Source organism: Amycolatopsis sp. lyj-108 (assembly GCF_046549005.1).
Lineage (GTDB): Bacteria > Actinomycetota > Actinomycetes > Mycobacteriales > Pseudonocardiaceae > Amycolatopsis.
Map to the genome: position 1 here is coordinate 401,088 of NZ_JAJPWQ010000008.1, position 20,768 is coordinate 421,855.

Sequence of the window (20,768 nt, forward strand, 5' to 3'; positions counted from 1 at the left end):
TAGTGCCGGAATTCGTGCGCCCGTAAGGGCGGTTTCACGCCCCCGCAATCAGGTGCGCGGTCGCCGCGCCTGGATACGTGCCGTCCCGGAGCTCGACGGGAGACCTTCACGGACCGGGCCTGGCATCAACCGCAGCCTCGACCACGTAGGTACCAAAGACACCCTTGGCTCTAACCCGAATCGCCACTCACCCCCCAACCCCGCAATTCGTCACCTACTTGCGATGGCCGCGAACGCGAAGTCTCGCAAGTAGGTGACGAATTGCGGGCGCGTCAGGCGGCGAAGTGCTCCAGCAGCAGGACCTGCGCTTCACCGACGGCGAAGCCGAGGGCGGCGCCGGTCGCGATCAGGATCCATTCGTCCTGCTGGAAGGCAGGCCGCAACAGGCCCTCGAACTCGCGGGGCGACAGTTCCTTCATCTTGGTGACCAGCACGTTCCGGATGTCCATCGCTTCGTTCGCGTAGTCCTCGATGTACCGCATGGTCTCCGGCAGCTTGTCCATGATCTTCTCGGCGATGTTCAGCTTCATGTCCTGATACCGCTTGCTGCCGACGGCGAACACCACAAGCGGTTTCCCGACGCCGACGCGGCGGCCGAGCTGTTCGTCGAGCTGGCGCTGGATCAGGCCGAGCACCCGGTCCGACAGCGGGCCGCGCAGCACCGCCTCGATCACGTTGTGCGGGGTGATGATCTCCTTGGCGATCAGCGCGCCGTACGCCTCCGCGACCTCGCCGCGCCGCTTCAGGAACAGGCCCTGCCAGCGCACGCCGAAGTACCGGCGTTCCTCGATCGGGTAGAAGATCATCCGCAGCGCCAGCCAGTCGGTGAACCAGCCGGTGAAGAGCCCGAACAGCGGCATGATCAGCGGGAATTTGAACAGGATCCACGCGATCATCTGGATCACGCCGATCAGCCCGCCGAAGAAGATGCCGGAGCGGGCGATGAACTTGAACTCCTTGTCACCCGCCTCCTGGAAGATCCGGTTCAGCAGCCGTTTGTCCTTGACCAGTGCGGTGACCACCATGCCCTTGAGGTCGAACACACTGTCCACATCGGACTTGATGAGCTCCAGCACGGCCGCGACCATCCGCGGCGACTCGGCCTGGACGCGCTGGATCACCAGCCGCTGCATGCCGACCGGCAGCGATTCCCACAGCCCCGGCTGGTAGTGGGCCGCGACGTCGCGCACGATGTCCTCGACGGCCGCCTGGAGCGGTTTTTCGATCTCACGCGCGATTCTCTGCGGATCGAGCTTGGCGACGACCTCCGCCGGCTTGATCAGCTGCTCGGTCATCGTGTCGCAGGCGATGCTCGCCATCCGCGCGGCGCGTTTCGGCACGATGCCCTGCCAGCCGAGGAAAGGCTTGATCCCGACGAACTCGACCGGCTGGAACATCATCCGGATCGCGACGAGTTTGGTGGTGTAGCCGATCAGGGCGGCCACGATCGGGATGGAGACGTAGAGCGGCCAGTGCCGCCCGAAGTCGGCGAGGATCCCGTCGAGGAACGCACCCATGCCGAGGTCAGCCGGCGCTCGGGTCGCAGGCCTGCCAGAACTGGGCGCCGAGCCGGGAGATATGGACCGTGCGTTTGACGAACCTGGCCCGTTTCACCGACTTCTCCGCCTCACGGACGGTCTCGTCGGTCAACAGGATCTCGTACTGCGTCTCGAGCGCGGGCACCTCTTCGTCCAGCTCGACGAGGCCGAGCCCGATCAGCCTGGTGAGGTAGCCGGGCACCTGGTCGGGCAGCGACACCCCGGCGGCCTTGCCGACGGTGGAGGCGTTGCGCAGCACGAACCGCCCGGCTCCACCGAGGTTGGTCCGCTCGGCGACGTCGACGGCGGGGAACGGCGAGCCGTCGGAAAGCGCGGAAAGGATGCGGGCCTCGTCCGGCGTGAGCTGCCGCAGGATGATCGCGTAGAGGTACTCGCGGGCTCGCTCGCGGCCGAAGCCGATGGAGTGGTTGAGCAGTTCGGCCATCGCCGCGCGGAGCGGTTCGAGCTGGGCGCGGCTGTGCACGAGGGTGATGGTCGCTTCGACCGGGCGCGCACCGTTGGCAGCGGGCCGGTTCATCGCGGACGCGGCGGTGAGCGCGGCGTGGTACGGGTCGTCGACCTCGTCGAGACGGCGGCGCAGCTCCGAAAGCAGCTGCCGCTCACCCTGTTTGATCACCTGCTCCGCGATTTCGACGCCGGGGAGTTTGCGGGTGAACTCGAAGCCCGTGCGGGCGGCCCAGCCCGCCAGCTGCCCCGCGCGTTTGGCGAAAGCGGCCAGGTCGTCACCGGCGGGTCGTTCGTTGCTCACGGGCACTCCCCTCACGTTCGCGCTGATGCTACCTGCGAGTAGGCCGAATGGCCGAAATTGTGATCGACGCGGGTGTTTGGATGAACAGCATGAGCTTCACGCGCTGGGGTCCGCCGATCGACGTCCTCCCGCTGTTCGCGCGCGAGGAGCAGGCTCTGCTCGACGTGCTCACCGGATTGGACGCGGAGAAGTGGGCCGCGCCGACGGTGTGCACGGGCTGGACGGTGCACGATCTCGCCGCCCACATCCTGGGCGACAAACTCGGCAGGCTGTCCCGCGACCGCGACGACTACCGGGCGACGGTGCCCCGCGAGGGTGAACGGTTCGAGGACTTCATCGACCGGATCAACGACGAATGGGTGGTCGCGTGCCGGCGGCTGTCCCCCGAAGTGCTGTTCGCGATGCTGGTGGACAGCACCTCGCAGATCGCCGAGATGTGGGGCCGCGCCGACCTCGAAGCCGTCGGCGAGCCGGTGAGCTGGGCCGGGGACGAACCGGCGCCGGTCTGGCTCGACGTCGCACGGGAGTACACCGAGTTCTGGGTGCACCAGCAGCAGATCCGCGAGGCCGTCGGCGCGCGGACGCTCGACGAGACGGAATTCCGCGGCCCGGTGGTCGACACTTTCATGCGGGCGCTGCCACACACGCTGCGTGACGTCGACGCGCGGGTCGGCAGGCAGGTCGGCTACACCGTGACCGGTCAGGGCGGCGGGAAGTGGACGGCCGAGCGGACCGCCGACGGCTGGGCGCTCGACCGCGTCGCGCCGACGTCGCGCTCGCCGCTGGCCTCGGTGACGACGGACGCGGACACCTTCTGGCGGCTGTGCACCCGGAACCCGGCGGAGCGCGACCGGGTCACCGCCAAGGGCGACGAAAACGTTTGCGCCATCGTGCTCGGGATGACGTCGATCATCACATCAGGTAACGGCTCACCTTCTCCGGCCGGATGACGAGCCGGACGAGATCCAGGCTCTGGATCCCGGCGAGTTCGCCGGAATGGGCCGGGTCTTCGAGGTCCCAGTAGCGCTCGGCGAGGCGGGCGGCCAGTTCGTGCGCCCCGTCGGGCTCCACCGTGACGCGGCCGGTGGCCGACACCCAGCGCTCGCGTTCACCCACCGGCGCGGCCACGATGATCGAGGCGCGGGAATCGTCGTCCAGCCGCCGGACCTTGGGCGAGTCACTCGGGGTGAACAGCTGGATCGCGCCTTCGCCGGTGGCCTCGAACCACACCGGCCGGACCGGGCCGCCCGCCACGGTCAGGAACCCGTGCAGGGGGCGGCGGAGGAATTCAAGGTCGTCAGTGGTCAGCATGGTCTCGATTCAACCCGGCGGATTTGGACGTGCCCATAGGTGAGAGGCCGGATCGCCTGTGTATTCGTCTAACCTCGCCGGGGTGGACGTCTTCAGTGACCTGATCCGCGGTGTGCGGTCCCACGGTTCGTTGTTCGGCAGTTCGACCCTGTCCCCGCCCTGGTCGCTGCACTTCGTGGACGGTGCGCCGCTCACCCTGTGCGCCGTGCTCACCGGGGCGGGCTGGATCGTGCCGGAGGACGGTCCGCCCGAGCCGCTGCGCGCCGGCGAGTCGGCCATCGTGCGTGGCCCTTCGACCTTCACCTTCGTCGACGAAGTCGGCACCTCGGCCGAGCCGATCGCGTGCGGCGAGCACTGCGCGACGCCCGAGCAGGGCGGGACGCGGCATCGTCTCGGCTGGGTCGACGATCCCGGCGGGGAGACGACCCTGATCGTCGGCGCGTATCCGGTGCGCGGCGAGATCGGCCGCCCGCTGCTCGACGCGCTGCCCGTCGTGCTGCGGGTGGATTCCGGGGGCGCGGGCGACCCCGTGCTGGAGCATCTCGCCGCCGAGGTCGCCATCGACGCGCCGGGGCAGCAGGTGGTCCTCGACCGGCTGCTGGACTGGTTGCTGGTCTGCTCACTGCGCGAATGGTTCGACCGGCCCGGCGGACGGCCCCCGGCTTGGTGGGCCGCGCAGCGGGATCCCGTGGTCGGCGACGCGTTACGGCTGCTGCACGCGGAACCGGCCGCGCCGTGGACGGTCGGCGCGCTGGCCGGACGGACCGGGGTCTCGCGGTCGACGCTGGCGAAACGGTTCGCCGACCTGGTCGGGGAACCGCCGCTGACCTACCTCACCCGCTGGCGGATGACGCTCGCGGCGGACCTCCTGGCCGGTCCGGGATCCGCGACCATCTCCGACATCGCCCGCACCGTGGGCTACTCCGATCCGTTCGGGTTCAGCGCGGCGTTCAAACGCGTGCGCGGCGTGAACCCGAGCGACTTCCGGCGCGGTGCTCTTCAGCGCAGCTGATGCCGGGACTTCTTGGCCTGCTTGCGCAGTTGCATGATCCGGGCGCCGCCGACGAGCGCGACCAGCGCCCCGCCGGCGATCACGGAGAACAGCATCGCGACCGCCAGCGGCATGCTGCCGGACATGCCGAGGAAGTGGACGGTGGCCGTGTCCTGGTTCTGCAGGATGAACACGAGCAGGAACACCAGCACGATCAGCGCCACGATGACGGCGATCCAGGTACCGCTGACCCTGGTCCGTTTGAGTTTCGGGGCGGCGTCGAACTTACCGCTGTGGCGTCCGCCGCCAGCGGTGTCGGACGGGTTGACCGGAACCTCGGCGGCACCCTCCTGCGGCTGCGTCATGCAGGACAGTGTCCGCCGAAACGGGCTTGATCGCGCTCTCAAGCGTCCGAACGGGTGACCTCGTCCGCCGCGCGCAGCACGCGCAAGGTGTTCTTCCCGGCCAGTTTCGCGCAGTCCTCTTCGCTCCAGCCGCGTTCCAGCAGCGCGGCGAACAGCACCGGGTACTTCGAAACGTCTTCGAGGCCTTCGGGCAGCGTCGCGACTCCGTCGTAGTCGCCGCCGAGTCCGATGTGGTCGACTCCGGCCACTTCGCGCGCGTGCTCGATGTGCGCGACGACGTCGTCGATGCCCGCCTTCGGCTTCTCGGGCCCGCCTCGCTCCGCGGTGAACTTCGTGCGCTGGTCGATGTTCCGGTAGTCCTTGCCCGCGGCTTCCATGTCCTGGCGCAGCCGGTCGTCCCACTCGGCGACCTTCGGCGAGATGAAGCCCGGCACGAACGTCACCATCGCGACGCCGTCCTTGGCGGCCAGGGTTTCCAGGACGTCGTCGGGGATGTTGCGGGGATGGTCGTTGACCGCGACGCACGAGGAGTGGCTGAAGATCACCGGCGCGGAACTGACCTCCAGCGCGGCGCGCATCGTGCTCGGCGCGACATGCGAGAGGTCGACCAGCATGCCGATCTTGTTCATCTCGCGGACCACGTCACGGCCGAACTCGGTGAGCCCGCCGTGCGCCGGTTCGTCGGTGCCGGAATCGGCCCATGTGGTGTTGTAGTTGTGCGTCAGCGTCATGTAGCGGACGCCGAGGCGGCGCAGGATCCTCAGCACGCCAAGGGATTCCGCGATGCTGTGGCCGCCCTCGGCGCCGAGCAGCGACGCGATCTTGCCGTCGCGGAAGGCGGCTTCGGCCTGGTCCGCGGTGTCCACGAGGGCGAGGCGATCGGGGTACCGCTCGGCCATCTGGTGCACGATCTCGATCTGTTCGAGCACCGCCGTCACCGCGCTGTGCCCCTCGAACTGGCAAGGCACGTAGACGGACCAGAACTGCATCCCGAGCCTGCCTTCGGCGAGCTTCGGGAAGTCGGTGTGCAGATGCGGCTGACGGACCGTGAGATCCGTGCCCGCCACGGCCGCGACCGGATCCGGCCCGGTCGTGACCCGCAGCTCCCATGGCAGATCGTTGTGCCCGTCCGCGAGGAGCACCCTTTCGAGCAGGGCCTGGGCGCGGACGAGGTCCCCGTTAGTCATCCGACGATGTTACGTACCCGTGCTTTGCTCTCCCCCGCCCCCGTTGAGCCACCCCGCGGCCGCTACCAAACCGTTGCCGGTGACCTGGTGCCCGCCGGGATGGCGGTGGGCGACGACGTCCGCGGAGCGCTCGCGCAGGTCGCGGACGAGCGCGTCCGCCGAAGCCGGCGGCGCCATCGGATCGTGCTCGCCGTTCGACAGGAACACTCGCGTGTCGGACAGATCGTGACGTGGCGGCGAAGGAAGCGGAGACATCGCCGCGAACAGTGCCGCCTCCCGGACGGCGTCCGGCCGGAGCAGGGTCACCGCGGCGGCGATGTTGGCGCCGTTGGAGAACCCGATCGCGACCAGCCGCCGATCGCCGAGGCCGTACTCCTCGCGCGAGGAGAGCACGAAGCCGGCAAGCTGGTTGGCGCGGAAGACGACGTCCTCGTGGTCGAAAACGCCCTCCGCCAGCCTGCGGAACCACCTGGCCGCGCCGTGTTCCGACACCGGCCCGGCCGGCGCGAGCAGCGCCGACGTCGGGCTCAGTTGCCGGGCGATCGGCACGAGGTCGTCCGGCCCGCCGCCGGTGCCGTGCAGGAGCAGCAGCACCGGCTCGTCGGGCGAACCTTCGACGTACTTGTGCGCCAAGCCCGTCATCGCGGGTTGTTCTCGCTCGGGAGGTCGAGCTTCGGCAGCATCGCCTCGATGTCTTCGCGCTTGGGCTCCAGCCACGGCGGCAGTTTCAGCGCGCGGCCGAGTTCGAGCAGCGGCTCGTCGATCGCGAAACCGGGTTCGTCGGTCGCGACCTCGAGCAGGGTGCCGCCCGGCTCGCGGAAGTAGATCGAGCGGAAGTACTGACGGTCCAAAATGGACGTGACGTTCACACCGTCGTCGATCAGCTCGTCGCGCCAGGCTGCCTGGGTCTGCTCGTCCGGCGCGCGCCAGGCGACGTGGTGCACGGTGCCCGCCGCCACCAGCCCGCGCGGGGCGTCCGGCGTGACGAGGACGTCGACGAGCGCGCCGGGGCCGCCTTCACCTGCGGAGAACCGCAGACGGTTGCCCTCCTGGTGTTCGAAGGTCAGGCCGAGCCCGTCGGTCAGCATCCCGGCGGTCGCGTCCTCTTTGGACACAGAAAGCGTGACCGAGTGCAGGCCGCGGATCGCGTGTTCGGCGGGCACGAGCTTCGTGTCCCACGGGTCACGCGGATCGCCCTGCGGATGCGCGACGAGCGCGAGCTTCAGGCCGTCCGGGTCGGCGAAGGTGAGCGTCTCCTCGCCGTCGGAGTTGCGGATCTGGCTGGTCTCGACACGGCTTTCGGCGAGGTGTTGCTTCCACCAGCCGAGCGACGCCTCCGGCACGGAGAACGACGTCGTGGTCGCCTGACCGGTGCCGTGACGGCCCTTCGGCGCGTCCCTCCACGGGAAGAACGTCATCAGCGAGCCGGGTTTGCCGGCCCCGTCGCCGTAGTAAAGGTGAAAGGTGCCGGGGTCATCGAAGTTGACCGTGGTCTTCACCAGCCGCAGGCCGAGGGCCCGGGTGTAGAAATCCACGTTGCGCTGGGGATCGCCGCCGATGGCGGTGACGTGGTGCAGGCCCGAGGTCTTGATCGACATGGTGGCCCCTTCCTTCGGTAGCCGGTGAAATCAAGCTAACCCGATAACCTCTCGCGCGCAAGATATATTCCAGAAAGACTTCTTGGTGTACCCTCGCTCGCGTGACAGCGGTGAAATCGGAGGAACCGAACGACGACGAAGTGGTCACCTGGTGGGGCCTGGTGATCGAGGGCTACCTGGCCACGCAGACCAAGCTGATGGGCGAGATCGCCGAACGGTTCGGCCTGGCGCCGGCGTCGTTCGACATCCTGCTGCGGCTCGTCCGGTCACCCGAGCACCGGATGCCGATGACGCGGCTGGCCGTCGAGGCGGCGTTGTCCAGCGGCGGGTTCACCAAGGTCGCGGACAGGCTGGTGGCCGCGGACCTGATCTGCCGCGTGCCCAGCCCGGACGACCGCCGCGTCACCTTCGCGGTCCTCACCGACCACGGCCTCGACGTCGCGGAGAAGGCGCGGGAGGCGTGCGCGGAGATCCTGCGGCGCATCGTCCTGACCCCCCTGGGCGACGACGCGCACGACCTGGCCGAGGCCATGCGAACCCTGCGCACCGTCAACGGCGCCTGACACCCCCGCAATTCGGCACCTGCTTGCGATGCTTGCACGCGCAAGTACCGCAAGCAGGTGCCGAATTGCGGGGGATTTCAGCCGGGGAGAGGCGAGGCGGGGTCGGGTTGGTAGGCCCGGACCTCGTCCATGTCCCGCACCAGTTCCCGGATGACGTTGCGCCGGATCTTCCCGGTCGCCGTCTTGGGCAGTTCGCCCAGCTCGACGACGCTGCGGGGCCGCTTGAACGACGCCAGCCCGGCCCGGCAGAACTCGATCAGCTCGTCCGCGTCCAGCCGGTGACCTGGCACGCCGACCACGCAGGCGACCGGTTTCTCGATGCCGTCGGCGTCGAAGGCGGCCACGACCGCGACCTCGGCGACCGCCGGGTGTTTCAGCAGCCTGTCCTCGACCTCGGCGGGCGACACCCAGATCCCGCCCGGTTTCAGCATGTCGTTGAACCGCCCGAGACAGGTGTAGCTGCCGTCGGCGTTGCGCACGAAGCTGTCGCCCGTGCGCAGCCATTCGCCCTGGAAGACCTGCTTCGTCGTCTCGTACCGCGCCCAGTACCCGGTCGCGATCGACGGCCCGGCGACGAACAGCTCGCCCGGCTCGCCGTCCGGCACGGGCCTGCCGTGCTCGTCGCGCAGCGCGATCTCGTAGCCGGGCACGGGAATCCCGGTGCTGCCGGGGCGGACCTGACGCGGCCGGTTGGACAGGAAGATGTGCAACGCCTCCGTCGAGCCGATGCCGTCGAGGATTTCGACGCCGAACCGGTCACGGAATCGTTCGTACAGCACGGCGGGCAACGGTTCCCCTGCTGAAACCGCTTGGCGCACCGAGGAGAACGTGTCGTCGGGGATGTCGCTGGCGAGCAGCGCGGCGTAGAAGGTCGGGACGGCGAAGAACAACGTGGGCCGCTCCTTGCGGGCCCTGGCGGCGATCAGCCCCGGGGTCGGCCTCGCCGGTTCGAGCAGCGCCGTCCCGCCGGCCGCGAGCGGGAAGAACGCCGAATTCCCCAGGCCGTAGGCGAAGAACAGCTTCGGGACGGAGAGGAACCGGTCGTTCGGCCCGATGTCCAGCACGCCGCGCGCGTACGTCTCGCAGACCGCGCGGATACCCGCGTGCCGGTGCATCGCGCCCTTCGGCTTGCCCGTCGTGCCCGAGGTGTACAGCCAGAGCGCGGGCGAGTCCTCCCAGGTCGGAGACGGCACGAAACCGGAATCATCCACTGTGGACAGATCGCTCCACTGGTGCGCGCGGACGCCGGACGGCAGTTCGGCCGCCTTCGCCCTGTCCAGCACGACGTCGGTGACTTCCGGCGCCAACCCCAGCGCGATCGTCGCCTGCGCGGCGAACTCGCCGGAAACGCAAAGGACCCTGGTCCGCGAATCGGCGAGCATCTTGCCGAGGTCGAGCCCGGTGACCATGGTGGACACCGGCACCGCGACCGCTCCGGCCAGCATCGCGCCGAGGATCCCGGTGAGCAGCTCGACGTCGTCGACCATGCAGAACAGGACCCGCTCCTCCGGGCGGACGCCGATCGCCTTCAGCCCGGCCGCGACCCGGCGGGTTTCGGCCGCGAGCTCCGCGTACGTGAGACTTCGCCGCGGGGAAACGACCGCTTGCTTGGCCGGTGGCCCTTCCGCCAGGTGCCGGTCGAGCAGGTAGCTCACCGCGTTGAACCCGGTAGCAGCAGCGGTCACGGGCGCACCTTCTATCGCTCAGCTCAGGTGAACGTATGCATAGTCGAACGGTTTCCCGTTGATGCCCTGGCGTGGCGGCGCCACCCAGCTCGCGATCTTTCCTCGCTCGTACACCGGGTGCATCAGCGATCGTACGAAAGTCAGGTCTTCGGGTGTGGGCAGCCACTTGCGTTTGCCGGCCAGCCAGGTCCGCTCGTCGACAACGGTGCCGTCGGGCGTCACATGGTGGCCGGAGTTTATGCCGACTTCGCGATTGAATCCAGGGTGCGGGAGGACGAATCGAAAGTCGATCCCGGCCTCGTCGAGGATCTTGTTCCAGCGGTTGACCCCGGTCTGGCAGTCGGCGCGGTACTCCTCCCGCAGGTCGAGGTTCAGCAGCAGGATGGCCGGGTGTTCTTCGGTCCCCCAGGTGCCGTCGGCCCTCGGCTTCGACAGCGTTCCGGCGGCGTCGGTGAGCTTGTGGTCGTCCTTGCGGCGCGCCTCCTGCCAGCGGCCTTTCAGCCCGGCGGTGTAGTAGTTCGCCGCGTTGGTCGAGGTCTCGCCGCCGAACAGGTCGAGCGAGACGGTGTAGTGGAAGTTGAGGTAACGCTGGATGACGTCCAGCGGGATACCGCCGTGCCCGGCGATGTCGAAGGTGTCGTGCTCGCGGATCAGTTCGGCACTGCGGGTGACCACCCGGTCGACCCCGGTGGTGCCGACGAACATGTGGTGCGCCTCTTCCTTGAGCATGAATTCACAAGTGCGGGAAAGCGGATCGAAGCCGCTTTCCTTGAGGGTGCCGAGCTGGTATTTGCCATCGCGATCGGTGAAATAGGTGAACATGTAGAACGCGAGCCAATCCGCGGTCTCCTCATTGAAGGCGCCGAGGATCCGCGGGGCGTCCGGACTTCCGGAATTCCGGAGCAGCAACCCTTCCGCCTCGTCCCGGCCTTCGCGGCCGAAGTAGGCGTGCAGCAGATACACCATCGCCCACAGATGACGGCCTTCTTCGACATTGACCTGGAAAAGGTTCCGCAGATCGTAGAGGCTCGGCGCGGTGAGCCCCAGCAGTTTCTGCTGCTCGACCGACGCGGGTTCGGTGTCCCCCTGGATGACGATCAGCCGCTGCAGGTCGGCGCGGTACTCGCCGGGGACCTGCTGCCACGCCCGTTCGCCCTGGTGCTCGCCGAAGGTGATGACGCGGTCCGGATCCGGCTCCGCGAGGAAGATCCCCCACCGGTAGTCGGGCACGTTGACGTGGTCGAAATGCGCCCAGCCGTCCCGGCCGACGCTGACCGCGGTGCGCAGGTACACGCCCTGCGTCCGCAGTGTGGGGCCCATTTCGCCCCACCAGTCCAGGAATTTCGGCTGCCAGCCCTCCAGCGCCCGCTGGAGCCGCCGATCACCGGAGAGGTCGACGTTGTTGGGGATCTTGGCGTCGTAATCGATCTTGGTGGGCATGAGCTGTTCAAACCCGCTTCCTGTCGAAGACGGCCTTCTGACCAGTACCGTAGCGACGCAAAGCGCCCTCGGGACCGGATGCGTTCGGACGGGTGAAGATCCAGTTCTGCCAAGCGGCCAGGCGGCCGAAGATCTTGCTTTCCAGCGTCTCGGGGCCGACGAACCGGTGGTTCGCCTCCATTCCGGTCAAGGCGTCCGGGCTGAGCGAAGCCCGTCCTTCCAGCGCGATCCGGATCTCGTCCTCCCAATCGAGGTCGTCCGGGGCGTCGGTGACCAGGCCGAGTTCGGCGGCCTCCGCCGGGTTCAGCGGCCGGTCGCGTACTTCCGCGAGTCTCGTGACGTGGTCCGGGTCGCCGAAGAACCGGGACTCCAGGCGCGACAGGCCGTTGCCCATCGGGAAGCGGCCGAAGTTGGCCTCGGACAACGTGATCGAGGCGCGTTCTTCGCTTTCTTCGTCGTCGATCGGAGGACCGTCCAAGATGTACTGGCGGTCCGCGGCGAGCGCGAGTTCCGCGAGAATCCCGGCGAAGCAGCTACCAGGCTCGATGAGGGCGATCAGGCTGCGGCTGGTGACGTCGAGGCGCTTCAGCGTCCGCTTGAAGTAGTGGACGATTTCGTTGCTCAGACAGTCTTTCGCGTCGAACACGGCGCGCTCGTGTTCGAGAACCTTCGCAGGATCGCCTTCGGTGCGAAGTACCCACGTGCCGAGTTCGGGTTCGTTGGTGCGCAGGCGAAGGATCGCGTCGTCCAGTTCGCGGGTGACGTCCAGTAGCCAGCCGTCGTCGTCCTCGGGCCCCTTGACGGTGATCGTCGCTTCAGTCTTGCCGCGGGCTAGGTCGACGTAACGGTGCTTGAGTGGCTTCAGTTCGACGCCTTCGCCGTCGAGCCGCTCGCTCGTCCGTGCGAAGTCCTTCGCCCTGGCCAGCACGGCTTCGCGGAAACCCTGCCGCGGCACGAGCTCGTCGACGAGCCGCCAGTCGACGGCCGTCCGCCCCTTCACCCCGTCGGGGCGAGTGGCGAAGACGTCGGCGAGGTCCCGCCGCACGCCGCGTTTGTCGACCACCCTGGTGAGCCCGCCGGTGCCGGGAAGAACGCCGAGCAGGGGCACTTCCGGCAGCGCCACGGTCGAGGAGTTGTCGTCGACCAGCAGGACCTTCTCGCAGGCGAGCGCGATTTCGTAGCCGCCGCCGGCGCAGGTGCCGTTGACCGCGGCGACGTACATCTGACCGGAGTGCGCGGTGGCGTCCTCCATGGCGTTCCGGGTCTCATTGGTGAACTTGCAGAAGTTCACCTTCCACTCGTGCGACGACGACGCCAGCATGCGGATGTTCGCCCCGGCACAGAAGACGTTGTCCTTCGCGCTGGTCACGATGACCACGCGGACTTCGGGATGTTCGAACCGCAGCCGCTGCGTCGCGTCGTACAACTCGATGTCGACGCCGAGGTCGTACGAGTTGAGTTTGAGCTCGTAACCCGGTACGAGACCCCCGTCGGCGTCGACATCGAGTTCGAGCCACGCGACGTCGCCGTCGGTGGACAGTTTCCAGTGCCGGTAGCCGCTGGGATGACGTTCGAACGTCACCGGTGTGGTCCGCGTCACCCTTCCGATTGTCTACATGGCACTGACTACCGTCAATGTTATGTAGAAAGTTGGTCACGGAGCAGGTCGAGGAAACGAGCCCAGTCGCCACCCTTGCGGATGACCGACGACAGGGCGCCGACCAGCAGATAGACGTCGGCGACCGGGCAATCCGAACGAAGGAGACCGGCGGCCTGATCGTGGGCGATGACCTCGGCGACCACGGTTTCGAGCCGCTCGCGAGCGGTACCGCGCGGCTCACTCCCCGGCCGCCCGCGGGCCGAATCGATGGCGGCGGTGAGCCCGCGATCGCGGGACAACAGCTCGCCGGCATACCGGAAATAGCGCTCCAGATCGGAATCCTCACCGAAGCAGTGCGCCCGGACGTACTGCTCGATCTCCGCGAACCGGTGCTCCGCCGCCGCCTCGACCAGCGCTTGGCGGTCCGGGAAATGCCGGTACACGGTTCCCACGCCGACGCCTGCCGCGCGCGCGATTCCAGCATCTGCACGTCGTCCCCGCGTTCGGCGAACAACGCCCGCGCGGCGTCGACCACCCGAGCGCGATTGCGTTCCGCGTCGGCTCGCGGCTTGGTTGACAACCCGCCCGGCCGCGTGCCGCTGCCGCGCGCGTTCAGTGTCAAGGCGATGACGGAGGACACCGAAACAAGGTTTTCGCTGCTCGAGGTCACCGTCGCCATGGACATCCCGCGGCATGTGCACCACGAGGCCGACGAGTGCATCTACGTCCTCGAAGGCGAACTCGGCATCGACTTCGACGACGAGAGCCACATCGCGACCAAGGGCACGTTCGCCCTGCTCCCGCGCGGTGTCCCGCACGCCCTGCGACGCGTTTCCGAACCGCCTCGGGTTCTCCAGATCTCGTCTCCCGGCGGCTGGAGCACTATCTGGAGGACCTTTCCGAAGCGGGGCCTGCCGTGTTCACCGATGGGGCGATCGATCCGGCGAAGATCAACCGGGTCGCCGCGCCCCACCACATCACTTACGGCGGCTGACCGTCACGCGGGCACGGAAGTCCGGTTGAGTTTCGTCGCCGCCCAGGTCACGAAGGCCCACAGCAGCAGCGCGGCCGCAGTGTCGGTGTAGATCGTGGCGAACCAGAAGGCCGGGATCTGCGGCACGGCGACCAGGAAGTGGCCGAGGCTCGCCAGCCCGGACAGCGAAAAGACCATCAGGAACGCGAGCGCCCGCCAGTAACGTCCGCGCAGGTAGTCGCGGTAGCCGAGCACGCCGAACGTCGTCAAGAGAACGTAGGCGACGACGACCAAGGTGGCGGCGAGCCCCACCGAGACCCCCTCGACCTGAGGATAGTCCGCCGCCCTGATCACGTTGTGCGCGTAGTGCAACGTGGTGGACAGCAGCGTGAAGGCCAGGATCAGCCGCAACGCGGTGAGTCCCCGGTTCTGAAGAGCTTCCATTTTTGCCCCCTTGCGATTTGATAGATCGCTCTAGCGAGAGCGTAGCTCACGGGCTGGGGCGGGTGAAGGGGACTTTCGTCCCGTGCGATGGGGGTGAGCGGGTCTGCATCGGGAGGGTGTGTGGATATAGGGACGTTGAGTGTCCCTATATCCACACACCCTGTACTCCGCGTAGCGGTGCGTACTGACCGTGTGGATTTTGGTGCGTTGGATGACCAGAAATCCACACAGTCACCTGAGGTGGGCGGGCCGCCTCACGCACGGGGAAGCAAGGGACCTTTGCTACCGCGGGCGACCGCCGAGGCATGACCGGGCTGGCATCGGGAAGGTGTGTGGAAATAGGGCCACTGAGCGTCCCTGTACCCACACACCCCTCACCCCGCGTAGCGGCGCCTACCGACCGTGTGGATTTTGGTGCGTTAGACGACCCAAAATCCACACAGTCACCACCGCCGTCCCGCTGCGCGGTGGGAGCAAGGGACCTTTGCTACCGCGAGCGGTCGGAATTGTCGGTGGGTGCGCGTAGACAAGGACGAGTGCCCGAAGCGACCGTGCCCCTGATCGGGGTCGAGAACCTGAAGATGCCCGAATGGGCCACGGTCGACGAGACCGTGGCCGAAGCGGGGATGGTCAAGGCCATCCGCACGCTCCCGTCCGCGGTGGCCATCGTGCTGCGGCTGGCCTGGCGGACGTCGCCGCGGCTGACCCTGCTCGCCGGCGTCGTCCACCTGCTTTCGGGTTGTGTCACGGCGTTCGGCCTGCTCGCCACCGCGAACGTGTTCATCGCGCTGCTGGAGAACGGGCCGACGCCGGACAGGGTGCTGGAATCGCTGCCCGCGCTGCTGGTCGTCGTCGGCACGTACGCGTTGCGTGCCCTGCTCGACACCGCCGTGGCCGCGGTCGAGGGGGCGCTCCGGCCGCGGGTCGTGACTTCGGCGGGCGACGAGGTCACCGCTGCGATGGTCCGCGTCCGGTTGCTGGCCTTCGAGGACGCCGATTTCCGGGAGCTGGCCAGGCAGGGCGCGCGGTACGGCGTCCGCTCGATCGAGATGAGCCTGCGCTGGGTCGCGGATCTGACTTCGGCGCTGATCTCGCTGGTCGCCGCGCTGGTGGCGGCGGGCCTGCTCAATCCGTGGCTCGCGCCGGTGTTGCTGCTCGCCGCGGTGGCCGACGGCTGGGCGGCGGCGAAGGTCGCGCGGCTGAACTACCGGCATTATCTCGACACCGTCGGCCGGAACATCCGGAAGGACATCGTCGAGGAGGTGGCCACCTGGCGCACCTTCGCCCTCGAACGGCACGCCCTCACCTTGCAGGAGCCGTTGCTCCACGAGTACCGGCGGATCACCGAAAGCCTGATGCGCGAAGAGGTCCGGCTCGCGCATCGCAGCAACCTGGTCCGGCTGACCGGGCGCGCGGCGGCCGGGGTGGGCACCGCGATCGCGTATCTGGTGCTCGGCCTCCTCCTCTATACCGGGCAGATGGAGCTCGCCCTCGCCGGGACGGCCGCGCTCGCCATGCGGTCGGCGTCGAATTCGCTGTCCATCACGATGCACGCGGTGAATTCCCTGTACGAGGAGTCGTTCTACATCGCCTTCTTCCAGCGGCTGCTCGTGGAATCCGAGAAACGCGGCCCGGCGAAGGACGGTGTCGCCGCTCCACCGGATCCGGCGGAGATCCGGCTGGAGAACGTCGGTTTCACCTATCCGGGCCAGGAAAATCCCGCGCTGCGCGAGGTTTCGCTGACCATCCGGCGCGGCGAGGTGATCGCCCTCGTCGGCGAGAACGGTTCAGGCAAGACCACGTTGGGCAAGCTGCTCACCGGGCTGTATCCGCCCTCGGAAGGGAAGGTGTACTGGGACGACGTCGATCTCGCGGACGCCGATCACGAGTCGGTGCACGCCAACATCGCCGTGATCGCGCAGGATCCCGCCGAATGGCCGATGACGGCGGAGCACAACGTGACCGTCGGCAGGCTCGGCCGGGAGGACCCGGAGCGCGCCGCGTGGCACGACGCGATCACGTCCTCGGGCGCCGACGAAGTGATCGAATCCTTGCCTGCCAAGGAGAGAACGGTGCTGTCCAAGAAGTTCAACGACGGGCAGGACCTCTCGGGCGGGCAGTGGCAGCGGATGGGTATCGCCCGCGGGATCTATCGCGACGCCGCCGTCCTGGTCGCCGACGAGCCGACGGCCGCGCTCGACGCGAAGGCCGAGGCGCGGGTCTTCGCCGGTCTGCGGCACGCGAGCGTTTCCGGGGCGGGCAGGCGCACGACGGTCCTGGTCACCCACCGGCTGGCCAACATCCGCTCCGCCGACCGGATCCTGGTACTGGAGAAAGGACGGCTGATCGAGCAGGGCACGCACGCCGAACTCATCGAAGAAGGAGGGCTCTACCACGAACTTTACGAAATCCAGGCCCGTGCGTATCGCGGCGAGTGAGCGGGTAACCGGTCGGTGAGAAAGCCCCGATCCAGCGGAGGAACCATGTCCGACCAGGAAGACCGCGAAGCGGCAGACGGCCCCAGCCCCGCCGACGCGTCCGAGGAAGCCGTCCAGCTCAGCGAGCCCGACGGAGGCGAACCGGGGGACACCGAGCCGGAAGAAATCGCCGACGAGGCGGGCACTCAAAGAGCCGCCGGGCCGGAGAGCCAGGCTGTTCACATCGAAGACGCGTAGCCGTTTTCGCCGTCGCCGGTCACACTGTGCTGATGCCGGAGATGATCGCCGAAGTGAACGGCGTCGAGCTGTGCCACGAGACGTTCGGTTCGCCGGACGGCAGGCCGTTGCTGATGATCATGGGCCTGGCCTCGCAGATGATCTGGTGGGACGACGAGCTCTGCGAGAACCTCGCGGCCGAGGGGTTCTTCGTCATCCGCTACGACAACCGGGACGCCGGCCGGTCCAGCCGGATGACCGGGCGGGCGAGCCTGCCGCTCGCGTACGCCCTGCGCACGGCGCCGTACTCCCTGGCGGACATGGCGGGCGACGCCGCCGGACTCCTGACGAAACTCGGCGTCGAGAGCGCGCACGTCGTGGGCGCGTCGATGGGCGGGATGGTCGCGCAGACCCTGGCCATCGAGTATCCGTCACGGGTGCGTTCGCTGACGTCGATCATGTCGACCACCGGCAACCGGTTCGTCGGGCGGCCGAGCGCCAAGGCGATGGCGATGCTGCTTTCGGCGCCTCCGCGTGATCGTGCGCAGTACGTCGAGTCCCTGGTGCGCACCTTCCGCGTGATCGGCTCGCCCGATTACCCGTTCGACGAGGCGCGGATGCGTGAGCGCGCGGAGCGGTCGTTCGATCGCGGCGTGAATCCCGGCGGGTCGGCGCGGCAGCTGGCTGCCGTCGTTTCGAGCCGGGATCGCTTCCGCGCGTTGCGGAAACTCGACGTGCCCGCGCTCGTCGTGCACGGTTCGAAGGATCCGCTCGTGCACGTTTCCGGCGGCCGGGCGACGGCCCGCGCGCTGCGGGAGTCCGAAGTGGACATCGTACCCGGGATGGGGCACGACCTCCCGCGGGCGATCTGGCCGCGATTGACGCGCGGACTGGTCCGCACGGCCGACCGCGCCGACGTCAAGACCCGGCGAGCGTGATCGAGCCCAGATGCGAGAAGTGCGCCGCCACCCGTGAACCCGGGCGAAGGTCGACGGCGTCGGTCATCCCGCCGGTGAGCACGATCCAGCCGGGCTCCAGCGCGAGCCCCCTGGCACCGAGGGTGTTGGCCGCCAGCGCCAGTGCTTCCGCCGGATGGCCCTGCACGGCCGCGCCGGTGGCGGTGTCGACGATGGCGCCGTCGACCTCCAGAAGCGCCGCCTCCAGCGAAAGGTCCACTGTAGACGGATCGACGCCGACCGGGCCCAGCGTGAAGTACGCGGAGAAACCGTTGTCCGCCACGGCGTCCGGCAGCTTGCCCCGGTAGTCACGGTAGCGGCTGTCGACGACCTCGATGCCGCCGTGGACCCGGCTCACCGCCGTCATCGCGGTCGCCGCGGTCACGCCGGGGCCCGAAAGTCGTTCACCCAGCACGAAAACCAGCTCGGGTTCCGCACGCGGGTGGATCAGCGACGGCACCGGGACACCGGCGGGCAGGACCATCGCGTCGGTCAGCCACGCGAGCAACGGCGTGTCGATCCCCATCCGTTGCCGCATCACCTGCGAAGTCAAACCCAGCTTGACGCCGATGAGCGTCTCGCCGCGTTCCAGCCTGAGCCGGAGCGCCTCGTCCTGGATCGCGTACGCGGTTTCGACGTCCAAAGCTGGCCACGAATCCGTCAGCGGCTCGCGTTCTTCCCCGGACAGCAGCGCTTCCGCCGCCTCCCGCACGTCAAGGCTCACGGCCGCTCCTCCCCGGAGAACTTCGCGGTGACACTGCCGAGCCCCGCCATCGTCGCGACCACGGTGTCGCCGGGGCTCACCGGGATCGCGCGGGTCATCGAGCCCGGCAGCACGACGTGCCCCGGTTCCAGCGCGACGCCGAGCGGTCCGATCGTGTTCGCGAGCCACACCAGCGCGTTCACCGGCGAGCCGAGCACCGCGCCGCCGGCGCCGGTGGCCGCGATCTCACCGTTCTGGTGCAGGACACAGCCAACCAGCCGCAGGTCGACGTCGCCGATCGCGGTCGGCCTGCTGCCGAGCACGACCCCGCCGGAGGACGCGTTGTCCGCGATGGTGTCGAAGATGCTGATCTTCCAGTCCTGGATACGGGAATCGACGATCTCCAGCGCCGGGACGACGAAGTCCACCGCCCGCAGCGCGTCCGCCACCGTGACTCCTGGCCCGCAGAGCCGCGAGCCGAGCACGAACGCGATTTCCGGTTCGATCTTCGGTTGCAGGAACCCGCCGATCGGGATCGGCTGATGTTCGAGGTGGAACATCGAACCGGTCAGATGGCCGTAGTCGGGCTGGTCGACGCCCATCTGCCGCTGCATGGCGGCGGACGCGAGACCGACCTTGTGCCCGCGCACACCGTCGCCGCGTTCGGCCCAATGATGGACGAGCCGCTGCTGGATGCGGTACGCGTCCTCCAAGGTCGCGGCGGGATACGTCTCGATGAGGGGCGCGATCGGCTTGCCGGTCTCGTACGCGCTGAGCAGCGCGGCCGCGGCCTCCTGCAGCGTGCTGGCGTCCATGGGCTCCTTCCGACAGTCGGACTCTCCCGCGTCGCCAGTGCCCGCACAAGACGGCCGTTCCACTGGCCGGTACGAACAGATTAGGCCGAAAGGGTCTCGCACGACCCCGATCATCACCTAGCCTGCTCCCATGTCCGATTGGACGCTCTCACGGGCGAAGGCCAGGATCGACCGCCGCGAAGAGCTCGACGAGCTCACCGCCCGCATCCGTTACGAGGTGCGGGTGCACCTCAACGAGCCCACCGCGCACAACGCCTACGACGAGTTGACCGACATCTTCGCCATCGGGCACGCGGAGTGTTCGGCGCTGCTCAAGCACCGCCGGGTCCTGCCGCTGTGGGAGCGGTTGCTGCTCCAGCGCTACACCCGCCGTCTCTACGGCAAGGCCGTCTCCTCGACCATCGGTGACCTCCCCGCCGACGCGGGACCGGCGCCCGCGGCCGCGTTCGGCCAGGAGATCGCCTCCTTGACCCCCGATTCCGGCGACACCGGCGCGAAGTTCGACCTGCAGGGCCGCGGTCTGGTCAACGTCTTCCGGATCGCCGCCGGGCGGCACGGCGAGAGCTGGCCGGACCGCCACGACGTCGCGACGACGTCCGCGCGCAGCGTCCTTACCTGTTCGACGGTGTTCCTGCGGCGCCGCGCCTGGCACGTCGTCTGGCCGGTGTACCGGGTGCGCGGCCTGCGGCTCTGGAAACTCTAGGAATTCACGGCCGCCCGCCGTCGTTGAACCGGGTATGACCGATCGCGCCACCGAGATCCTCGCCGGATCGAAGACGATCGCCGTCGTGGGGCTGAGCCGTGATCCGGCCAAGGCCTCGCACGGGGTCGCCGCCGTACTGCAGGCACACGGGTTCCGGATCATCCCCGTCCACCCTTCGGCCGACGAGCTGCTGGGCGAAAAGGTCTACCGCTCCCTCACCGACATCCCGGAGCCGGTCGACCTGGTCGACGTCTTCCGCCCGTCCGAAGACACCCCGCCGATCGCCGAACAGGCCGTCGCGATCGGCGCCAAGGCGCTCTGGCTGCAACAGGGCATCGTCTCCGCCGAGTCCCGCCGGATCGCCGAAGAAGGCGGTCTGGCCTATGTCGAAGACCGCTGCACGGCCGTCGTCCGAGCGGTCGCGAATCTGTCGGTGCGTTAGAAACGTACTCCGGGCCGAACCCTCGCCGCGA

At 68.4% G+C, this 20,768-nt stretch carries 23 protein-coding genes; 9 read left to right on the forward strand and 14 right to left on the reverse strand.

Annotated features, from left to right (window positions below):
• Positions 1-272 precede the first annotated feature (272 nt).
• Together ACLJO0_RS28840 and ACLJO0_RS28845 are read right to left on the reverse strand one after the other, a co-directional pair.
• Positions 273-1,517: a DUF445 domain-containing protein gene (locus ACLJO0_RS28840; protein ID WP_410581720.1), complete on the reverse strand. Its 1,245-nt coding sequence runs from the start codon at positions 1,515-1,517 to the stop codon at positions 273-275.
• A gap of 7 nt (positions 1,518-1,524) precedes the next feature.
• Positions 1,525-2,307, reverse strand: a complete 783-nt coding sequence (locus ACLJO0_RS28845; protein WP_410581722.1) for an Abi-alpha family protein — start codon at positions 2,305-2,307, stop codon at positions 1,525-1,527.
• Positions 2,308-2,387: 80 nt separating this feature from the next.
• Between ACLJO0_RS28845 and ACLJO0_RS28850 the strand changes: the two genes are divergently transcribed.
• On the forward strand, positions 2,388-3,257 hold the full coding sequence (locus ACLJO0_RS28850; RefSeq protein ID WP_410581723.1) for a maleylpyruvate isomerase family mycothiol-dependent enzyme: 870 nt from the start codon (positions 2,388-2,390) through the stop codon (positions 3,255-3,257).
• Here ACLJO0_RS28850 and ACLJO0_RS28855 read toward each other — a convergent pair.
• Positions 3,220-3,618 carry a pyridoxamine 5'-phosphate oxidase family protein gene (locus tag ACLJO0_RS28855; RefSeq protein WP_410581725.1) on the reverse strand — a complete coding sequence of 133 codons (399 nt, stop codon included), beginning with the start codon at positions 3,616-3,618 and terminating at the stop codon, positions 3,220-3,222. The two genes, ACLJO0_RS28850 and ACLJO0_RS28855, sit on opposite strands and share 38 nt — an antisense overlap.
• Before the next feature lie 82 nt (positions 3,619-3,700).
• Between ACLJO0_RS28855 and ACLJO0_RS28860 the strand changes: the two genes are divergently transcribed.
• Positions 3,701-4,630, forward strand: coding sequence for a cupin domain-containing protein (locus tag ACLJO0_RS28860; protein WP_410581726.1), 930 nt, complete (start codon positions 3,701-3,703; stop codon positions 4,628-4,630).
• Here the strand turns inward: ACLJO0_RS28860 and ACLJO0_RS28865 are convergent.
• Genes ACLJO0_RS28865 through ACLJO0_RS28880 form a run of 4 tightly spaced genes read right to left on the reverse strand, consistent with a single transcriptional unit; the run spans position 4,618 to position 7,759 of the window.
• Positions 4,618-4,974, reverse strand: coding sequence for a lipopolysaccharide assembly protein LapA domain-containing protein (locus ACLJO0_RS28865; RefSeq protein WP_410581727.1), 357 nt, complete (start codon positions 4,972-4,974; stop codon positions 4,618-4,620). The genes ACLJO0_RS28860 and ACLJO0_RS28865 overlap by 13 nt on opposite strands.
• Before the next feature lie 38 nt (positions 4,975-5,012).
• A complete protein-coding gene (locus ACLJO0_RS28870; protein ID WP_125791307.1) occupies positions 5,013-6,161 on the reverse strand; it encodes a dipeptidase in 1,149 nt (382 codons plus the stop codon).
• A 9-nt stretch (positions 6,162-6,170) separates the two neighbouring features.
• Entirely contained in the window at positions 6,171-6,803 is a 633-nt protein-coding gene (locus ACLJO0_RS28875) for an alpha/beta hydrolase (protein ID WP_410581730.1), read from the reverse strand.
• Entirely contained in the window at positions 6,800-7,759 is a 960-nt protein-coding gene (locus tag ACLJO0_RS28880) for a ring-cleaving dioxygenase (protein ID WP_125791305.1), read from the reverse strand. The genes ACLJO0_RS28875 and ACLJO0_RS28880 overlap by 4 nt, the downstream gene beginning before the upstream one ends.
• 101 nt (positions 7,760-7,860) lie before the next feature.
• Here ACLJO0_RS28880 and ACLJO0_RS28885 point away from each other — a divergent pair, with 101 nt between their 5' ends.
• The gene (locus tag ACLJO0_RS28885; protein WP_410581731.1) at positions 7,861-8,322 is read left to right on the forward strand and encodes a MarR family winged helix-turn-helix transcriptional regulator; all 462 of its coding nucleotides are present in this window, start codon (positions 7,861-7,863) and stop codon (positions 8,320-8,322) included.
• Positions 8,323-8,399: 77 nt separating this feature from the next.
• On the opposite strand, the gene ACLJO0_RS28890 is transcribed toward ACLJO0_RS28885, so the two are convergent.
• From ACLJO0_RS28890 to ACLJO0_RS28905, 4 genes are read right to left on the reverse strand one after another with little or no spacing between them, the layout of a single operon-like run.
• On the reverse strand, positions 8,400-10,007 hold the full coding sequence (locus ACLJO0_RS28890) for a benzoate-CoA ligase family protein (RefSeq protein WP_410581733.1): 1,608 nt from the start codon (positions 10,005-10,007) through the stop codon (positions 8,400-8,402).
• Positions 10,008-10,025: 18 nt separating this feature from the next.
• Positions 10,026-11,447, reverse strand: a complete 1,422-nt coding sequence (boxB, locus tag ACLJO0_RS28895; RefSeq protein WP_410581734.1) for a benzoyl-CoA 2,3-epoxidase subunit BoxB — start codon at positions 11,445-11,447, stop codon at positions 10,026-10,028.
• Positions 11,448-11,454: 7 nt separating this feature from the next.
• Positions 11,455-13,047, reverse strand: a complete 1,593-nt coding sequence (boxC, locus tag ACLJO0_RS28900; protein ID WP_410581735.1) for a 2,3-epoxybenzoyl-CoA dihydrolase — start codon at positions 13,045-13,047, stop codon at positions 11,455-11,457.
• A 38-nt stretch (positions 13,048-13,085) separates the two neighbouring features.
• A complete protein-coding gene (locus ACLJO0_RS28905) occupies positions 13,086-13,499 on the reverse strand; it encodes a TetR/AcrR family transcriptional regulator (RefSeq protein ID WP_410581736.1) in 414 nt (137 codons plus the stop codon).
• 117 nt (positions 13,500-13,616) lie between these two features.
• Here ACLJO0_RS28905 and ACLJO0_RS28910 point away from each other — a divergent pair, with 117 nt between their 5' ends.
• A complete protein-coding gene (locus ACLJO0_RS28910) occupies positions 13,617-14,132 on the forward strand; it encodes a cupin domain-containing protein (protein ID WP_410581737.1) in 516 nt (171 codons plus the stop codon).
• Here ACLJO0_RS28910 and ACLJO0_RS28915 read toward each other — a convergent pair.
• Positions 14,045-14,464, reverse strand: a complete 420-nt coding sequence (locus ACLJO0_RS28915; protein WP_410581738.1) for a hypothetical protein — start codon at positions 14,462-14,464, stop codon at positions 14,045-14,047. The genes ACLJO0_RS28910 and ACLJO0_RS28915 overlap by 88 nt on opposite strands.
• Before the next feature lie 536 nt (positions 14,465-15,000).
• On the opposite strand from ACLJO0_RS28915, the gene ACLJO0_RS28920 reads away from it, so the two are divergent.
• Genes ACLJO0_RS28920 through ACLJO0_RS28930 form a run of 3 tightly spaced genes read left to right on the forward strand, consistent with a single transcriptional unit; the run spans position 15,001 to position 18,056 of the window.
• On the forward strand, positions 15,001-16,902 hold the full coding sequence (locus ACLJO0_RS28920) for an ABC transporter ATP-binding protein (protein WP_410581740.1): 1,902 nt from the start codon (positions 15,001-15,003) through the stop codon (positions 16,900-16,902).
• Between the two features lie 45 nt (positions 16,903-16,947).
• Complete coding sequence (locus ACLJO0_RS28925) at positions 16,948-17,139, forward strand: hypothetical protein (protein ID WP_410581741.1); 192 nt, start codon at positions 16,948-16,950, stop codon at positions 17,137-17,139.
• A 32-nt stretch (positions 17,140-17,171) separates the two neighbouring features.
• Complete coding sequence (locus ACLJO0_RS28930) at positions 17,172-18,056, forward strand: alpha/beta fold hydrolase (RefSeq protein WP_410581742.1); 885 nt, start codon at positions 17,172-17,174, stop codon at positions 18,054-18,056.
• Here the strand turns inward: ACLJO0_RS28930 and ACLJO0_RS28935 are convergent.
• The gene (locus tag ACLJO0_RS28935; protein ID WP_410581743.1) at positions 18,037-18,798 is read right to left on the reverse strand and encodes a 2-keto-4-pentenoate hydratase; all 762 of its coding nucleotides are present in this window, start codon (positions 18,796-18,798) and stop codon (positions 18,037-18,039) included. The genes ACLJO0_RS28930 and ACLJO0_RS28935 overlap by 20 nt on opposite strands.
• The gene (locus tag ACLJO0_RS28940) at positions 18,795-19,592 is read right to left on the reverse strand and encodes a 2-keto-4-pentenoate hydratase (protein ID WP_410581744.1); all 798 of its coding nucleotides are present in this window, start codon (positions 19,590-19,592) and stop codon (positions 18,795-18,797) included. Before ACLJO0_RS28940 ends, ACLJO0_RS28935 begins: the two co-directional genes overlap by 4 nt.
• Positions 19,593-19,722: 130 nt before the next feature.
• Here ACLJO0_RS28940 and ACLJO0_RS28945 point away from each other — a divergent pair, with 130 nt between their 5' ends.
• The gene (locus ACLJO0_RS28945) at positions 19,723-20,295 is read left to right on the forward strand and encodes a hypothetical protein (protein ID WP_410581746.1); all 573 of its coding nucleotides are present in this window, start codon (positions 19,723-19,725) and stop codon (positions 20,293-20,295) included.
• 34 nt (positions 20,296-20,329) lie between these two features.
• Positions 20,330-20,737 carry a CoA-binding protein gene (locus ACLJO0_RS28950; protein WP_125782248.1) on the forward strand — a complete coding sequence of 136 codons (408 nt, stop codon included), beginning with the start codon at positions 20,330-20,332 and terminating at the stop codon, positions 20,735-20,737.
• Positions 20,738-20,768 lie beyond the last annotated feature (31 nt).

What these genes read in the sequence shown, in the direction of transcription:
- ACLJO0_RS28915 (WP_410581738.1), bottom strand. Translation starts at nt 14,464, where the DNA reads ATGGAAGCTCTTCAGAACCGGGGACTCACCGCGTTGCGGCTGATCCTG.
- ACLJO0_RS28950 (WP_125782248.1), top strand. Translation starts at nt 20,330, where the DNA reads ATGACCGATCGCGCCACCGAGATCCTCGCCGGATCGAAGACGATCGCC.
- ACLJO0_RS28945 (WP_410581746.1), top strand. Translation starts at nt 19,723, where the DNA reads ATGTCCGATTGGACGCTCTCACGGGCGAAGGCCAGGATCGACCGCCGC.
- ACLJO0_RS28930 (WP_410581742.1), top strand. Translation starts at nt 17,172, where the DNA reads ATGCCGGAGATGATCGCCGAAGTGAACGGCGTCGAGCTGTGCCACGAG.
- ACLJO0_RS28870 (WP_125791307.1), bottom strand. Translation starts at nt 6,161, where the DNA reads ATGACTAACGGGGACCTCGTCCGCGCCCAGGCCCTGCTCGAAAGGGTG.
- ACLJO0_RS28855 (WP_410581725.1), bottom strand. Translation starts at nt 3,618, where the DNA reads ATGCTGACCACTGACGACCTTGAATTCCTCCGCCGCCCCCTGCACGGG.
- ACLJO0_RS28875 (WP_410581730.1), bottom strand. Translation starts at nt 6,803, where the DNA reads ATGACGGGCTTGGCGCACAAGTACGTCGAAGGTTCGCCCGACGAGCCG.
- boxB (WP_410581734.1), bottom strand. Translation starts at nt 11,447, where the DNA reads ATGCCCACCAAGATCGATTACGACGCCAAGATCCCCAACAACGTCGAC.
- ACLJO0_RS28840 (WP_410581720.1), bottom strand. Translation starts at nt 1,517, where the DNA reads ATGGGTGCGTTCCTCGACGGGATCCTCGCCGACTTCGGGCGGCACTGG.
- ACLJO0_RS28925 (WP_410581741.1), top strand. Translation starts at nt 16,948, where the DNA reads ATGTCCGACCAGGAAGACCGCGAAGCGGCAGACGGCCCCAGCCCCGCC.
- ACLJO0_RS28940 (WP_410581744.1), bottom strand. Translation starts at nt 19,592, where the DNA reads ATGGACGCCAGCACGCTGCAGGAGGCCGCGGCCGCGCTGCTCAGCGCG.
- ACLJO0_RS28850 (WP_410581723.1), top strand. Translation starts at nt 2,388, where the DNA reads ATGAACAGCATGAGCTTCACGCGCTGGGGTCCGCCGATCGACGTCCTC.
- ACLJO0_RS28865 (WP_410581727.1), bottom strand. Translation starts at nt 4,974, where the DNA reads ATGACGCAGCCGCAGGAGGGTGCCGCCGAGGTTCCGGTCAACCCGTCC.
- ACLJO0_RS28880 (WP_125791305.1), bottom strand. Translation starts at nt 7,759, where the DNA reads ATGTCGATCAAGACCTCGGGCCTGCACCACGTCACCGCCATCGGCGGC.